Below are 14,618 nucleotides of genomic sequence, written 5' to 3' on the forward strand. Positions count from 1 at the left end.
TAGATTCACTATACCACACCCACGGGGCTGCGTCAAGGGCTTTTTCGCCCCTTTTTTACGGATTCTGCCCAGGCCTGTCAGACAAAGTTTGTTTTTTGGATGGTGTTTTGTACTTTTTTATGGTAATATCAAAATATCTATGAGCAATAGCACCCTGCGGCCCTGCCGCCGGGTGCGGCCCGTTTTTCATTTTTGAGGAGAAAGGTCTTTTGCAGATATGAACAAACTCAATGTTGCGCTGCTGTTTGGCGGCGTTTCCAGCGAACACGAAATCAGCTGTATTTCTGCCCGCACCATTGCCGACAGCCTTAGCCCTGCCCGCTATCGGGTTTACAAAATTGGCATTACCAAAGATGGCCGCTGGCTTTATTACGATGGCCCCACCCATGCCATGGCCGACGGCACCTGGCAGGAGGATGCTAGCTGTGTGCCCTGTATGCTCAGCCCGGACCGCTCGGTCCATGGTATGCTGCTGTGCCACAACAACGGCACCTGGGCTGCGCTGCCCATGGATGTGGCCATTCCCGCTCTGCACGGCAAAAACGGCGAGGACGGCACCATGCAGGGCCTGCTGGAATTGGCCGGCATTCCCTATGTGGGCTGCGGCGTGCTGGCCAGCGCTGTGTGCATGGATAAGGCGGTGGCAAACGCCCTGATGGATGCTGCCGGCATCGACCGCTGTGAATGGACCTGGGCCACCCGGCTGCAATGCCAGGACTTTGCCGCTCTGGAAGCCCGCCTGGCCGCAAAGCTGGGCTATCCCATCTTTGTAAAGCCTGCCAACGCAGGCAGCAGCGTGGGCATCAGCAAGGCCGAAAATGCCCAGCAGCTGGAGCAAGCCATCCAGGTGGCCCTGGCCGAGGACAACAAGGTGGTATTTGAACGCTTTGTAAAGGGCCAGGAGGTGGAGTGTGCCGTACTGGGCAACGAGACCGCCGTTTCCACCCTGCCCGGTGAGATTCTGGCCAGCGAGAGCTTTTACACCTACGACGACAAGTATGTTCTGGGCAGCAGCAGCACCCTGATTCCTGCCCGGCTGGATGCCCAGCAGCTGGAGGCCGTGCGCCTTCAGGCCCAAAAGGCTTACCAGGCCCTGGGCTGTGAAGGTCTTGCCCGTGTGGACTTTTTTGTGGAGGAAAACGGCCGCATTCTGCTGAACGAAATCAACACCTTCCCCGGTTTTACTTCCATCAGCATGTACCCCAAGCTGATGGAGGATGCCGGCCTGCCCCTGGAGCAGCTGGTGGACCGGCTCATTGAGCTTGCCCTGAACCGGGCGGGGGTCCGCCATGGATAACCGGCCCATTGGTGTGTTTGACTCCGGGGCAGGCGGCCTGACCGCTGTGCGCCAGCTCCAGGCCCTGATGCCCCAGGAAACCATTGTATATTTTGGTGATACCGGCCGGGTGCCCTACGGCACCCGCAGCCCCCACACCATCCGTCAGTATGCCGAGCAGGACATCCGGTTTTTGCTCTCTCAAAATGTAAAGTGCATTCTGGCCGCCTGCGGCACGGTAAGCAGCACCCTGCCCAAGGAATACACCCAGCAGCTGCCGGTGCCCTATGTGGGGGTGGTTGGCGCTGCCTGCGCCGCCGCTGCCGCCGTCACAAAAAATGGCCGCATCGGCGTAATTGCCACCCCTGCCAGCATCCGCAGCCAGAGCTATGAACGGCGCATTCATGCCCTGCTGCCCCAGGCGGAAATCTACCCCAAAAGCTGCCCCATGTTTGTGCCCCTGGTAGAAAACGGCTATGTAGGCCCTGGCGACCCCATTACCACCGCCATTGCAAAGCAATATCTGGAGCCTATCCGCCAGCTGGGTGTGGATACCCTTATTTTAGGCTGCACCCACTATCCCCTGATTGCCCACATCATCGGGCAGGTGATGGGCCCGCAGGTTACCCTCATCGATGCCGGGCAGGAGGCCGCCCGCAAAACCCAGCAGCTGCTGACCCAGCAGGGCCTGCTGGCGGATGCACCCCAGGGCAGCACCCACTACTATGTAAGCGACAGCGCCGAAAGCTTTGATGCTGCTGTAAAGCTGTTTGTTGGCCCCCACAGCACCGGCAAGGCCACCCAGATTGCCATCGAAAATTATTAAAGGAGACCCGGACATTCCATGAATGAAGAATTTCTGATTCACATTGACGGAAAAATGGAGCAGCAGGGTGAGTGGGACCATGTGGACCTGCTCACCCGGGGCAGCCTTGTGCAAAAAGGCTCCAACTTCTTCATCAGCTATCAGGAGAGCGACGCCACCGGCTATGCCGGCTGTACCACCACGGTAAAGGCCGCAGCAGACAGCCACAAGGTCACTATGATTCGCTTCGGTTCTGCTGCCAGTCAGCTGATTATCGAAAAAGGCACCCGCCATGTGTGCCACTACGAGACCGGCCACGGTTCCCTATCCCTGGGCGTGGCTGCCGATACCATCGAAAACAACCTTACCCCAGAGGGGGGCACCCTCTCCTTCAGCTATACGCTGGATGCAGACCAGGACACCGTACTCAGCCGCAATCTTGTAACCATTCATGTGCGCCGGGCCCAGCCAAATTCTGAGTCTGCCCCTCTGTAACCAGGCATTGCGCCTGTGCCACCAACCCCGCTTTTGGCGGGCGGCTTTCACCGCTGCCCCCGAACCATATAGAAAGGATGCTTTCCATGAACGAAACCTACCAGAACTACAACCCCCGGGCCATTGCTCTGGCCGAAGCCCGTGCTCTGCTGACCCAGGCCGCTCAGGCCGCCATGGCCGCCGGGGACCTGCCCGCCACCGACCTGCCGGACTTCATTGTGGAGATTCCCGCCGATGTGAAAAACGGCGATGTGGCCAGCAACCTGGCCATGGCCGGTGCCCGTGCCTTTAAAAAGGCTCCCCGCCAGATTGCCGACGCCCTGCTGGCCCACCTGCCCAGCCTGGAGGGCAGCATCTTTGCCAAGGTGGAGATTGCAGGCCCCGGCTTCATCAACCTGTTCCTGGCTCCTGCCTGGTTTACCAGCACCGTATACGCTGCCACTCAGAACGACAGCTACGGCCGCACGGATTTTGGCGCCGGCAAAAAGGTAAATGTGGAGTTCGTTTCCGCCAACCCCACCGGCCCCATGCACCTGGGCAACGCCCGTGGCGGCGCACTGGGCGACTGCCTGGCCGCTGTTATGGACTGGGCTGGCTACGATGTAACCCGTGAGTTCTATGTAAACGACGCAGGCAACCAGATTCAGAAGTTTGGCAAGAGCCTTTCTGCCCGTTACCTGCAGCACTTTAAGGGCGAGGATGCTGTACCCTTCCCCGAGGATGGCTACCAGGGCGAGGACATTAAGGTGCTGGCCCAGGAGTTTGCCGCCCTGGAGGGGGACAAGTATGTGGAGGCCGACGAGGAAACCCGCAAGCAGGCCCTCATCCAGTACGGTCTGCCCAAGAACATCGCCGGTCTGGAGCGGGATCTGGCCAAGTACCGCATCTCCTATGATGTATGGTTCCGGGAAAGCACCCTGCACGACTCCGGCGCTGTGCAGGAGGTGATTGACAAGCTGCTGGAGAGCGGCGCCTGCTACAAGGCCGAGGACGGCGCCATCATGTACAAGAGCGCCCAGTTCAGCGAAAAGTACGGCGCTGCCAACAAGCGCAAGGATGAGGACGAAGCCAAGGACGAGGTTCTGGTGCGTGCCAACGGCATTCCCACCTACTTTGCAGCCGACATCGCCTACCACTACAACAAGCTGGCTGTGCGTGGTTTTGACAAAGCCATCGACATCTGGGGTGCCGACCACCACGGCCATGTGGCCCGCATGAAGGGTGCCATGGATGCTGTGGGCCTGAACGGCGAGGACCTGGATGTAATTTTGATGCAGCTGGTCAAGCTGGTAAAGGACGGCCAGCCTGTGCGTATGAGCAAGCGTACCGGTAAGGCCATCACCCTCACCGACCTGCTGGACGAGGTACCCATCGATTCTGCCCGGTTCTTCTTCAACCTGCGTGAGGCCGGCAGCCAGATGGACTTTGACCTGGACCTGGCTGTAAAGGAAGACAGCGACAACCCGGTTTACTATGTACAGTACGCCCACGCTCGTATCTGCTCCATCCTGAAGAAGCTGGCCAGCGAGGGTGTTCAGTACGAGGGCCCCGAAGCCTGGGCTGGCTACACCTTCACCGAGGCCGCCGAGCTGGATCTGATTCGCGCAGTAAGTGCCTTCCCTGCGGAGATTGTTACTGCCGCCAAAAACTACGACCCCGCCCGCATCACCCGCTATGTCATCGACCTGGCCGGTGCCTTCCACAAGTTCTATAATGTATGCCGCATTAAGGATGCCGAGCCTGCCATGCGCCAGGGCCGTCTGGCCCTCTGCCTGGCTGTAAAGCAGGTTATTGCCAATGTGCTTACCATGTTTAAGGTAACGGTACCCGAAAGCATGTAAGCCGCTGGTGCATCGCATCGTTTAAATCCCCCGCCGGGACAAGCCCCCGGCGGGGCCTTTTTTGTGCCTTGGGCAGGGCAAGCCTGCGCCCCTGCTGGCTCCGCTCCCCCTGCGGCCTCCGCAAACAAACAGCACCCCGGCTCGGCTTCCCACACAGGGGGAATTGCCGGGCCGGGGTGCTCTTTTAAAACACTCTGACATTTTTATTATACACCCAAACCGCCCTGCTTTCCAATGCAACAAACGCACAAATAAATCAACAAAAGTATATACAGTTTGCGAATATACACTCCGCCTTGACGGTGGTATAGTATAAGTACACCAAGGGACACAAACCAAGGTCTAGAAACTTCGGTTTTGTTTCGGAAGATTCACCAAAGCCTCCACAGATTCCCCATAGGCATTTGGCACGGGCGATGTTCCGTACAAGGAAGCTTTACCGAATCTTCTTAAAAAAGGAAACAAAACAGCAGAAGGCAAGAAAGGAGCGCAGGACCATCATGGTAATTGAAGAACCCGGCCAGTTTGGGCAGGACAGGGCCTGCCGCTTGTGCTGAAATGGGCCACTTTCTCACAGCAAGATGATTTCTTGTAGTTCCTCTATAAAAGGAACCTCTTTATAACAACAAAAGCCATTGGCCCCTAACAACAGCAAACCAGCGACAGATCCTATCCTGCCGCCACAGTCATCCATGGCAGATTCGGATTCCCTCGGCCAAGGCCAGATGTGAAGTTTGGCCCACGCCGCCAGATACCACCCCAATATGCGAGGAAAGGCCGATGTACTAGATTTTATCCCCATTCACAAGAACATCCGCAGTACTGAAGACAGGTTCGGTACTGCGGATTTTTTGTAGCCAATTCGGGAACAGTCAGGGGCTTGTCGCCCGGTTTTCTCCCGGAAACAGGGCATCTTCAACAACACACGCTTTCGCTTATCGTGCATACATACAAAAAAATCCAACAATCAACAACAACTAATTTACAATTTTTTCATGCATGGTACATTTATGGTGTAACCTTTGCTTAGCAGAAAAGAGTTGTTCCAATGCGTTAATCTTTTTGTGTTGTTGTAGGTACTATTAACTGAACAGACTAAGGAGGCATCCACTATGAAACCCTTTATCCCTCTGGTTCTCTCGTTTGCCGTGGCCGCTGTTTGCCTGAGTGGCTGTGGCAGCCCTGCCGCTTCCCCCTCTTCTGCGCCCGCCAGTACCGTGTCTGCCTCTGCTGCGGAGTCCTCCAAAGCCAGCACCAAGCAGATTGCATTGGAAGCCACGACCCAGGGCGACTACAACACCCTGGCCCTCAGCTTTTCCCAGCTGGTGGAGGACGCCGATGCTATCCTGCGCATCCAGGTGCAGCAGACCGAACCTTTTGTGAATGAGAATGGGATGCTGCAAACCAAAATCACCCCGCTGGTGGAGGAGGTGTACAAAGGTTCCTTCCAGGATGAGCCGCTGTATGTGAACGGCGGCGAGATGCTGTACGAGGAATGGAGCCAGTATCCCCAGGTCACAGCCATGATGGAAGGGCACGAGCCGCCGGACGGCGGCCAGGGCTATGCCGGCCAGTATGTGCGCCAGGTGGTGGACGGGCAATCCATCCCGCAGCCGGGCGAGAGCTACATCTTTTTTGTAAAACACCGGGAGGACACCGGCGCAGCCTATCCTCTGTATGCCTACCAGGGCATCTTTAAGCTGGTGGATGGCATGATGGAGAACGCCGCTCTGAGCCTGGACGAACCCCTGGCCCTGGATCTGTACACCCTTTTTGTAAACCCAGAGGCCCCCGCCACCCTTTCCACCCAGGTAACTGTACCACAGGAGGCATTTGTGCAGCAGCTCACTGACCTTGCTTGCTGACTTCGGGCTTTGCCCCAACGCTGAATGTTTCACCAGGCCCTTGCCCTGCGGCAGGGGCCTGGAATTGTTTTGTCCGCCGGGCCTGCCTACTTTTTTGCTCAAAACTCTTTCACGCATTGTTCCAAAATGCTATAATATGTTCAGAATTCAGGCCCTGTCCCCTTTTGGATGCCGGGCAGAGTCTGTGGTGTGTTCCAGTTGCGAACACCCTGTCAAACCCGGTGCTGTTCCATTCGCAGCGCCGTTACGAAAGGAAATCAAACCATGAGCCAAAACAAACCTTTTTACATCACTACTCCCATCTACTACCCCAGCGATAAGCTGCACATCGGCCACAGCTACACCACCGTGGCCTGCGATGCGCTGGCCCGCTTTAAGCGGATGCAGGGCCGGGATGTAATGTTCTTGACCGGCACCGACGAGCACGGCCAGAAAATCCAGGATAAAGCTGCTGCCAAGGGCGTGACCCCTAAGCAGTATGTGGACGACATTGTGGAGGGCAATGGCGGCGTAAAAGATTTGTGGAAGCTGATGAACATCAGCTACGACCGCTTTGTGCGCACCACCGACCAGTACCACATTGAAAGCTGCCAAAAGATTTTTGAAACCCTGTACCAAAAGGGCGACATCTACAAGAGCGTATACAAGGGCCATTACTGCAAGCCCTGCGAGAGCTTTTGGACCGACAGCCAGCTGGCAGAGGGCAAATGCCCCGACTGCGGCGGCCCGGTTTACGACGCTGAGGAGGAGGCTTACTTCTTTAAAACCAGCAAGTACGCCGACCGGCTGCTGAAGCTCTACCAGGAGAACCCCCAGTTCATCCAGCCCGAAAGCCGTAAAAACGAGATGATTTCCTTCATCAATCAGGGCTTGCAGGATACCTGCGTATCCCGCACCACCGTTTCCTGGGGTATCCCCGTTCCCTTCGACCCCAGGCACACCATGTATGTATGGGTGGATGCACTGAGCAACTACATCAGCGCACTGGGTTACGGCAACCAAACCTACAACGATTACAACACCTACTGGCCCGCTCAGATTCACATGGTAGGTAAGGAGATTCTGCGGTTCCACACCATCTTGTGGCCCGCCATGCTGATGGCGCTGGAGCTGCCCCTGCCCCAGCGGGTGTTCGGCCATGGCTGGCTGCTGCTGGACGGCGGCAAGATGAGCAAGTCCAAGGGCAATGTGGTGGACCCTGTGGTTCTGTGCGACCGGTACAGCGTGGACGCCATCCGCTACTTCCTGCTGCGGGAAATCCCCTTTGGCAACGACGGCATCTTCTCCAACGAGGCCCTCATCAACCGCATTAACTCCGACCTGGCCAACGATCTGGGCAACCTGCTGAGCCGCACCGTGGCCATGGTGGAAAAATACTTTGGCGGCACCCTGCCTGCCCAGCGCACTGCCGGTGAGTTTGACCAGGATTTGATTGATACCCTGAACGCTATGCCCGGCAAGGTAACTGCCTGCATGGACGACCTGCTGATTCCCCAGGCATTGCAGGAAATCTTTAAAGCCATTCAGCGTGCCAACAAGTACATTGACGAAACCGCTCCCTGGGCGCTGGCCAAGGACGAAGCCAACACCAGCCGCCTGGCCGGTGTGCTGTACAACCTGTGCGAGTCGCTGCGGCTGGCTGCCTGCATGCTGACCCCCTTCCTGCCCCAGACCACCGAAAAGATGGCCCAGCAGCTGGGTCTGTCCAGCCAGGAGCTGACCTTTGAGGCCCTGCACTTTGGCGCACGGCAGGACTACACCGTGGCCAAGGGCGAGGCACTGTTCCCCCGCATTGATGCTGCTAAGGAGCTGGCCGAGCTGGCTGCCCAGCAGGAAGCCCGCCAGAAGGAAGCTCAGCAGCAGGCCGCTGCCGCTGCACCTGCTGCCGCTGCACAGCCTGCACAGGAGCTGGAGCACCTGCCGGAAATCACCATTGACGATTTCTGTAAGGTGGAACTTCGGGTTGCCAAGGTGCTTACCTGCGAGCCCCTCAAAGAGAGCAAAAAGCTGCTGAAAATGACCCTGTTTGACGGCGAGCGGGAACGCACCATTCTGTCTGGCATTGCCAAGTGGTACCAGCCCCAGGATTTGATTGGCCGCAATGTGGGCATTGTTGCCAACCTGGCTCCCCGGCCCATGATGAAGGGCAAGTATGTGAGCGAGGGCATGGTAATGGCAGCCGATATGCCGGACGGCGGCGCATCGGTGCTGTTCTTCCCGGATGATGTGCAGCCCGGCAGCGGCATTCACTAACGCCATGCAGAACGCCATGATTTTTGACAGCCACGCCCACTATGTGAGCCACCAGTTTGACCAGGACCGCCAGCAGCTGCTGGCGGTCCTGCCCGGCCTTGGGGTGGACGGCGTGCTGGACTGCGGCACCGACTATGCCACCTCCCTGGCCAGCATCGCCCTGGCAGAGCAGTGGCCCTATGTATATGCAGCGGTGGGCATCCACCCGGAAAGCATTATTGAAGAAACCAGCTCCACCACCACCCAGTTTGCGGGGGATTGGCGAGCCGAGCTGGAAGCCATTCGTCCCCTGCTCAGTCATCCCAAGGTGGTGGCCTTGGGGGAATGCGGCCTGGACTACCACTGGCCCATCCCCAAAGAGGAACAGCTGGCCCTTTTTGAGGCGCACCTTCAGCTGGCGGTGGAGATGGATGTTCCCATCATCGTCCACGACCGCAAGGCCCATGCGGATGTCTACGCCCTGCTGCGAAAATACCGGCCCCGTGGTGTGGTACACTGTTTTTCCGGCAGTGCCGAGGACGCAGTGGCCCTCACCAGCCAGGGCCTGTACCTGGGGTTTGGCGGTGCTCTCACCTTTCAGGGTGCAAAGCGGGCCATTAAGGCCGCCTGTGCCGTTGATTTGGAGCATATTTTGTTGGAGACCGATTGCCCCTACATGGCCCCTGTGCCCTGCCGTGGCCAGCGGTGTGATTCCAGCTTAATCTGCCACACCGCTCAGTTTTTGGCGGACATTCGCCAAACGGATGTGCAAACCGTTCTGTCTGTTACCAACCAGAACGCCCGGCGCCTGTTTGGCCTTTGATAGTTGCCACAAGCTGCCCCTTCGGGCAGCTTAATCAAGCCCAATGAGCACCCTCTCCGCCGGTTTGGCTTTTTGGCAAAACCGGAAGCAGGGCGCAATGGGCTACATATTTAAAGGAGGAACTCCCATTATGAAAGCTCGCATCCCCAAACATCGTGAATTCATCATCGCCTTCCCCGACGACATGGCACAGTCCCGCCAGGATGAAGCTTGGAGCAAGCTGACCCAGATTCTGGAGGACTACAAAAAAGAAGGCAAGAGTGTGTACACTCCCACCTTCATTGAGGACTGCAAAGACAAGGTGGATGCTCTCAAAGCAGAATACGGCTTTGACTACACCATCGAGCTGCGCTGATGCACTTTCCCCCGGCCCTGCGGCTGGGGGATTTTTTGTCTTTTTAAAAATCAATTTCGCTTTTTGCAATCTGTTTTAGCCATTAAAAAAACTCCCTTGCGCTGTAAGCGTAAGGGAGTTTTTTTGTGTGCAGGGTTCTGTGCTCAGGCAGCAGGTTCACTTTCTGTGGAGGCTGCTTCTTCCGGCTGGCTTTCTGCCTGGCTGGATGCATTGTTCAGCAGGGCACTTGCAGGGTCAAACTGGCTGGTGGCATCGTTCTGCTGGGGTGCCGGGGTGGCGGTGGCTTCCACCTTCTTTTCGCTGGTTTCCAGGGCAGTCAGGTAGTAGTCCCGGCCGTTCTTTTCAAAGATATAATCCATATACTTCACCGGCTCGCTGGGGCTGGTAACACTGTAATCGCCGGTGAGGGCTGCGGTGGGTACATAGCCCACAGTCACCCGCAGTTTTCCGTCCTTCTTTTTCAGGCTTTCCACCTTGGGGGCATACAGGCCCACCTGGCCGGTTACGGGAATCAGGTAGCCCTGCTGGTCCTCCAGGTACTGGTAGTTCATATCCACGCCCTGAAAGCTGCCATGCTGGATTTTATAATCCGGGCCGTACAGCGAGGCAATGGCTGCATCCACCTCCACGCTGGGCAGAATCAGTCCGTCTGTGTCCGGGTCTCGCTGGTAGTTGTCCAACCCACCGGAAGTGCGCTGGGCATTCTGCATTGCAGCCCAGATGGCGCTCTCCTTCACCAGGTTTGCGGTGGACTCGTCCATCTGGTCCAGAGCCGCAAAGGGCAGTGGGTCAAACATCACCAGTGCATGGAGCCGCTGCTCGTACTCCAACTTTTTATCCGTATCGTCAAACAGAGCAGCCACACCGCCCACCAGCGCGCCGACTACATTCAGCAGGCCGATGAGAATCAGTACAAACAGACCGGCGCCCAGCAGCTGCCGCATACGGCGGCGGCGACTGCGCTCGTGTTCCTCTTTGGTGACATTGGTTGCCATGGGTAATCTCCTTCCTAACAAGGGAAAATCGCGGGCAGCGGATGCGTTCAGCGCACCTGGCCACTGCCCTGAATGATGTATTTGTAACTCACCAGCTGTGCCAAGCCCATGGGGCCTCTGGCGTGGAGCTTTTGGGTGGAAATGCCCATCTCACAGCCCATGCCAAACTCTCCCCCATCGGTAAAGCGGGTGGAGGCGTTCACATACACAGCGGCACTGTCCACCCCTGCGGTAAATTTCTGGGCCGCATCCGGGTCCTGGGTCAAAATGGCTTCGCTGTGGCCGGTGGAGTGGGCATCAATATGCTCCATGGCCTCCTCCAGGCTGGGCACCACACCCACTGCCAGCACATAGTCACAAAATTCCGTATCAAAGTCATGGGGCTGGGCCGCTGTTCCGGTAGTCCACCGGGCGGCCTGGTCGTCCAGCCGCAGTTCCACTGGCTGCAAGCCCTGTTCCTGCCGCTGCTGCACCAAGCGCTGGTGAAGCTTGGGCAAAAACTGGGGCGCAATGGCCTCATGCACCAGGCAGACCTCTGCGGCATTGCACACCGAGGGACGGCTGGTTTTTGCATTTTCCAGCACATTCAGTGCCATTTCCTGGTCTGCCCACTGGTCCACATAGATGTGGCAGATGCCTGTACCCGTTTGGATGCAGGGCACCTTAGCCTGTTCCACACAGGCCCGAATCAGGCCTGCTCCGCCCCGGGGAATGAGCAAATCCACCAGGCCCACCGCCTGCATCAGCTGAGTGGCACTTTCCCGGCTGGTATCCTGAATCAGGCTTACCAGCTCTGCCGGCAGGCCCACCTGATGCAAGCCCTGGCGCAACGCCGTTACAATGGCCTGGTTGGTGGCAAAGGCTTCCTTGCCGCCCCGCAGCACACAGACACTGCCGCTTTTAAGGGCCAGTGCCGCTGCGTCGCTGGTAACATTGGGGCGGCTTTCGTAAATAATGGCAATCACGCCCATGGGCACCGTTACCTTTTGCAGCACCAGCCCATTGGGGCAGTGCTGGGTGTCCAGCAGCTGGCCCACCGGGTCCGGCAGGGCGGCCACATCCCGAATACCCTGGGCCATGGCTTCCACCCGCTGCCGGTCCAGGCGCAAACGGTCCTGCATCACCGGGCTGATGCTGCTTTGAGCCGCCAGCAAATCCTGCTGATTGGCCTGCAAAATGGCCTCGGTCTGCTCCAGCAGTGCATCTGCCATGGCACAGAGCGCCTGATTCTTTGTTTCGCTGTCCGCCACCGCAAGCACCCTGCGGGCACCTCTTGCATGGCGCAAAATTTCCTGGGTAGACTCCATGGCTTACCCCTCCTTCCGGGCCAAAAACCGGGTACCGGCACTGCGGCCCTCCACAATATCGTACAACCGTTCGGGATGTGCACCGTTGGCAATGACCATATCCATGCCTGCCTGGGTGGCAATGCGGGCAGCCCGCAGCTTGGTGGCCATGCCGCCTGTGCCCAGGCTGGAACCCTTGCCGCCGCCCAGTGCCTCAATCTCCGGGGTAATTTCCTCCACCACTTCCAGCAGTTTTGCCTGGGGATTTTTGCGGGGGTCCTGGGTGTACAGGCCCTCAATGTCGCTGAGCAGCACCAGCAGGTCTGCCTCCACACTGCGGGCCAGAATGGCCGCCAGGGTGTCGTTGTCGCCCAGGGAAATTTCGGTGGTGGAAACGGTGTCGTTTTCGTTCACAATGGGCAGAGCGCCCAGCTCCAGCAGGCGGCCCAGGGTGTTTTTCAGGTTGGTGCTCCGTTCCGGGTGCTCCACATCCTCGCCGGTAATCAGCATCTGCCCCACGGTGTGGTTGTATTGGGTAAACAACCGGTCATAGGTGTACATCAGCTCACACTGCCCCACCGAGGCTGCCGCCTGTTTGGTGGGCATATCCTCCGGGCGGCCGGGCAGCATCAGCTTGCCCACACCCATCCCAATGGCCCCGCTGGACACCAGCACTATTTGATGACCGGCATTTTTCAAATCGCTCAAAACCTTGCACAGTTCCTCCACATGACGGATGTTCAGCCGTCCGGTGCCATGGGCCAAGGTGGATGTTCCTACCTTTACAACGACTTTCATGGGGTGGCTCTCCTTTTATCTGCACGGTTTTTGCCGCCTATCGGGCGGCCCCCTGCATTTTTGTTATAATAATACAGTTTTCAGTATAGCACAAAATTTCTCCAAAAACAAACGGCGAGCCATGGACATTTTGTGAAAAACTGGTATGATTAAAAGCAACAGCAGCCTGGCAGAATGTTGATTTTTGCCAGGCTGCCGCCCATCTGAAAGCGAGGTTTTAACTTTGTATCGGTTCACCAACGATTACAGCGAGGGTGCGCACCCCCGCATTCTGGCCGCCTTGCAGCGCACCAATCTGGAGGGCAACTTTGGCTATTCCACCGACCCCCACTGCCAGGCAGCACGCCAGCTGATTTTGCAGGCCATCCAACAGCCCCAGGCCGCTGTGCATTTTGTGGTGGGCGGCACCCAGGCCAACGCCACCTGTCTTTGTGCCTTCCTGCGCCCGCACGAAGCTGCCATTGCCGCCGAGACCGGCCATATCTGCGTGCACGAAACCGGCGCCATTGAAGCCACCGGCCACAAATGCCTGGCTGCCCCCTGCGGCCCGGACGGAAAACTCACCCCCGAGGCCATCCGGCAGGTATGCGCTCAGCACCCGGATGAACACATGGTTAAGCCTAAACTGGTGTATGTGAGCAACACCACCGAAACCGGCGGCGTTTACACCGCACAGGAGCTGCAAGCCCTGCGTACCGTATGCGACGAACTGGGCCTGTACCTGTATCTGGACGGTGCCCGCCTGGGCAGCGCACTGGCTGCCGGCGGGGCCAGCCTGCCGGAACTGGGCCGCATCTGCCACGCCTTCACCATTGGCGGCACCAAAAACGGCGCCCTGTTTGGGGAGGCCGTCTGCATTACAGAGCCCGGCTTGCAGCAGGATTTCCGCTACATCATCAAGCAGCGGGGCGGCCTGCTGGCCAAGGGCTGGCTGCTGGGCATTCAGTTTGAGGAGCTTTTTGCCGATGGCCTGTACCAGGAGCTGGGCGCCCACGCAAACCAGCTGGCTCTGGAGCTGAAGGAAGGCATTGCCCGGCTGGGCTATGCCTTTGGCAGCGACAGCTGCTCCAACCAGCTGTTCCCCATCCTGCCCAACCGGGTACTGAAGACTCTAGAGGGTCAGTTCCACTGGGAGGTCTCCGGCCATCCCGATGAGCAGCATACCCAGATTCGCCTTGTAACCAGCTGGGCCACCCAGCCCCAGGCGGTTGCCGCCTTTTTGGAGCAGCTGGCCTGTGCAAAGGAGGGTTTGTAATGCAGGATTTACAGCAACTGCGCCAGCAAATCGACGCCATCGACCAGCAGCTGGGCCAGCTGTTTTTGCAGCGGATGGAGGTGGTGCGCCAGGTGGCCAGCTACAAACTGGAACAGGGCTTGCCGGTGCTCCAGCCTCAGCGGGAACAGCAGGTCATCCAGCAGGCCCGGCAGCGGGCCCCGGAGGAAATGGCGGATTACATGGAGGAGTTTTTTACCGCAGCCATGGCCGTTTCCCGCCGGATGCAGCAGGATTTGATTGATCGGCACGAGCAAAAGCAGCCTTTGGAATAACCGCTGCTTGCGGGGAATTGGATTGTTTTTTAAAGATACTGTGACGCTGTTGCAGCATTGTCCAATGCCCATAGGCACTGTTTACTCGCCGCCGGGTGTATCAGAATTTCGTAAAAATCAGCGTTTCTGCTTTGCAAAATAACAAGCAAAAGCCCCTGCTATGCGGCAGGGGCTTTTCAGCTTGTAGAAAAACCTGCTTTGGCAATCAGACCAGAGCAGGTTTTTGGTTTGTAAACAAGAAGGAAGATGGAAAAAGCAGCGAAATGTTGGGCGTATTTTCGCGCAATCTGGACCGTTTG

General features: G+C 57.8%; 13 protein-coding genes. 10 read left to right on the forward strand and 3 right to left on the reverse strand.

The annotated features are described in order from the left end of the window. The first annotated feature begins 217 nt into the window (after window positions 1-217). From ACH2EM_RS01195 to ACH2EM_RS01230, 8 genes are all read left to right on the forward strand, one after another. Window positions 218-1,297 carry a D-alanine--D-alanine ligase family protein gene (locus ACH2EM_RS01195; protein ID WP_395150210.1) on the forward strand — a complete coding sequence of 360 codons (1,080 nt, stop codon included), beginning with the start codon at window positions 218-220 and terminating at the stop codon, window positions 1,295-1,297. Continuing rightward, complete coding sequence (murI, locus tag ACH2EM_RS01200; protein ID WP_395150212.1) at window positions 1,290-2,102, forward strand: glutamate racemase; 813 nt, start codon at window positions 1,290-1,292, stop codon at window positions 2,100-2,102. The genes ACH2EM_RS01195 and murI overlap by 8 nt, the downstream gene beginning before the upstream one ends. 18 nt (window positions 2,103-2,120) lie before the next feature. Then, window positions 2,121-2,576 (forward strand): DUF1934 domain-containing protein, encoded by a 456-nt coding sequence (locus ACH2EM_RS01205; protein ID WP_395150213.1) that lies wholly within the window; start codon window positions 2,121-2,123, stop codon window positions 2,574-2,576. Between the two features lie 86 nt (window positions 2,577-2,662). Further along, window positions 2,663-4,417 (forward strand): arginine--tRNA ligase, encoded by a 1,755-nt coding sequence (gene argS, locus ACH2EM_RS01210; RefSeq protein WP_395150214.1) that lies wholly within the window; start codon window positions 2,663-2,665, stop codon window positions 4,415-4,417. A gap of 1,112 nt (window positions 4,418-5,529) precedes the next feature. Beyond that, complete coding sequence (locus ACH2EM_RS01215; protein WP_395150215.1) at window positions 5,530-6,282, forward strand: hypothetical protein; 753 nt, start codon at window positions 5,530-5,532, stop codon at window positions 6,280-6,282. Between the two features lie 264 nt (window positions 6,283-6,546). After that, on the forward strand, window positions 6,547-8,535 hold the full coding sequence (gene metG, locus ACH2EM_RS01220) for a methionine--tRNA ligase (RefSeq protein ID WP_395150216.1): 1,989 nt from the start codon (window positions 6,547-6,549) through the stop codon (window positions 8,533-8,535). Then, window positions 8,504-9,337 carry a TatD family hydrolase gene (locus ACH2EM_RS01225; protein WP_395150217.1) on the forward strand — a complete coding sequence of 278 codons (834 nt, stop codon included), beginning with the start codon at window positions 8,504-8,506 and terminating at the stop codon, window positions 9,335-9,337. Before metG ends, ACH2EM_RS01225 begins: the two co-directional genes overlap by 32 nt. Before the next feature lie 130 nt (window positions 9,338-9,467). Then, the gene (locus ACH2EM_RS01230) at window positions 9,468-9,692 is read left to right on the forward strand and encodes a methylenetetrahydrofolate dehydrogenase (RefSeq protein WP_395150218.1); all 225 of its coding nucleotides are present in this window, start codon (window positions 9,468-9,470) and stop codon (window positions 9,690-9,692) included. A gap of 143 nt (window positions 9,693-9,835) precedes the next feature. Here the strand turns inward: ACH2EM_RS01230 and ACH2EM_RS01235 are convergent, their stop codons facing one another. The 3 genes from ACH2EM_RS01235 to proB are packed head-to-tail and all read right to left on the reverse strand — an operon-like array spanning window position 9,836 to window position 12,771. Beyond that, a complete protein-coding gene (locus ACH2EM_RS01235) occupies window positions 9,836-10,687 on the reverse strand; it encodes an Ice-structuring protein (protein WP_395150219.1) in 852 nt (283 codons plus the stop codon). A 47-nt stretch (window positions 10,688-10,734) separates the two neighbouring features. Further along, complete coding sequence (locus ACH2EM_RS01240) at window positions 10,735-11,994, reverse strand: glutamate-5-semialdehyde dehydrogenase (RefSeq protein ID WP_395150220.1); 1,260 nt, start codon at window positions 11,992-11,994, stop codon at window positions 10,735-10,737. Between the two features lie 3 nt (window positions 11,995-11,997). Next, window positions 11,998-12,771 (reverse strand): glutamate 5-kinase, encoded by a 774-nt coding sequence (gene proB, locus ACH2EM_RS01245; RefSeq protein WP_395150222.1) that lies wholly within the window; start codon window positions 12,769-12,771, stop codon window positions 11,998-12,000. Between the two features lie 223 nt (window positions 12,772-12,994). Here proB and ACH2EM_RS01250 point away from each other — a divergent pair, with 223 nt between their 5' ends. Together ACH2EM_RS01250 and ACH2EM_RS01255 are read left to right on the forward strand one after the other, a co-directional pair. After that, the gene (locus ACH2EM_RS01250) at window positions 12,995-14,026 is read left to right on the forward strand and encodes a threonine aldolase family protein (RefSeq protein WP_395150223.1); all 1,032 of its coding nucleotides are present in this window, start codon (window positions 12,995-12,997) and stop codon (window positions 14,024-14,026) included. Next, window positions 14,026-14,319: a chorismate mutase gene (locus ACH2EM_RS01255; RefSeq protein WP_395150224.1), complete on the forward strand. Its 294-nt coding sequence runs from the start codon at window positions 14,026-14,028 to the stop codon at window positions 14,317-14,319. The genes ACH2EM_RS01250 and ACH2EM_RS01255 overlap by 1 nt, the downstream gene beginning before the upstream one ends. Window positions 14,320-14,618 lie beyond the last annotated feature (299 nt).

It is taken from the genome of uncultured Allofournierella sp., assembly GCA_944382705.1.
Lineage (GTDB): Bacteria > Bacillota > Clostridia > Oscillospirales > Ruminococcaceae > Allofournierella.

What these genes read in the sequence shown, in the direction of transcription:
- ACH2EM_RS01225 (WP_395150217.1), top strand. Translation starts at nt 8,504, where the DNA reads ATGATGTGCAGCCCGGCAGCGGCATTCACTAACGCCATGCAGAACGCC.
- ACH2EM_RS01240 (WP_395150220.1), bottom strand. Translation starts at nt 11,994, where the DNA reads ATGGAGTCTACCCAGGAAATTTTGCGCCATGCAAGAGGTGCCCGCAGG.
- ACH2EM_RS01230 (WP_395150218.1), top strand. Translation starts at nt 9,468, where the DNA reads ATGAAAGCTCGCATCCCCAAACATCGTGAATTCATCATCGCCTTCCCC.
- ACH2EM_RS01195 (WP_395150210.1), top strand. Translation starts at nt 218, where the DNA reads ATGAACAAACTCAATGTTGCGCTGCTGTTTGGCGGCGTTTCCAGCGAA.
- argS (WP_395150214.1), top strand. Translation starts at nt 2,663, where the DNA reads ATGAACGAAACCTACCAGAACTACAACCCCCGGGCCATTGCTCTGGCC.
- ACH2EM_RS01255 (WP_395150224.1), top strand. Translation starts at nt 14,026, where the DNA reads ATGCAGGATTTACAGCAACTGCGCCAGCAAATCGACGCCATCGACCAG.
- proB (WP_395150222.1), bottom strand. Translation starts at nt 12,771, where the DNA reads ATGAAAGTCGTTGTAAAGGTAGGAACATCCACCTTGGCCCATGGCACC.
- ACH2EM_RS01235 (WP_395150219.1), bottom strand. Translation starts at nt 10,687, where the DNA reads ATGGCAACCAATGTCACCAAAGAGGAACACGAGCGCAGTCGCCGCCGC.
- ACH2EM_RS01215 (WP_395150215.1), top strand. Translation starts at nt 5,530, where the DNA reads ATGAAACCCTTTATCCCTCTGGTTCTCTCGTTTGCCGTGGCCGCTGTT.
- ACH2EM_RS01205 (WP_395150213.1), top strand. Translation starts at nt 2,121, where the DNA reads ATGAATGAAGAATTTCTGATTCACATTGACGGAAAAATGGAGCAGCAG.
- murI (WP_395150212.1), top strand. Translation starts at nt 1,290, where the DNA reads ATGGATAACCGGCCCATTGGTGTGTTTGACTCCGGGGCAGGCGGCCTG.
- metG (WP_395150216.1), top strand. Translation starts at nt 6,547, where the DNA reads ATGAGCCAAAACAAACCTTTTTACATCACTACTCCCATCTACTACCCC.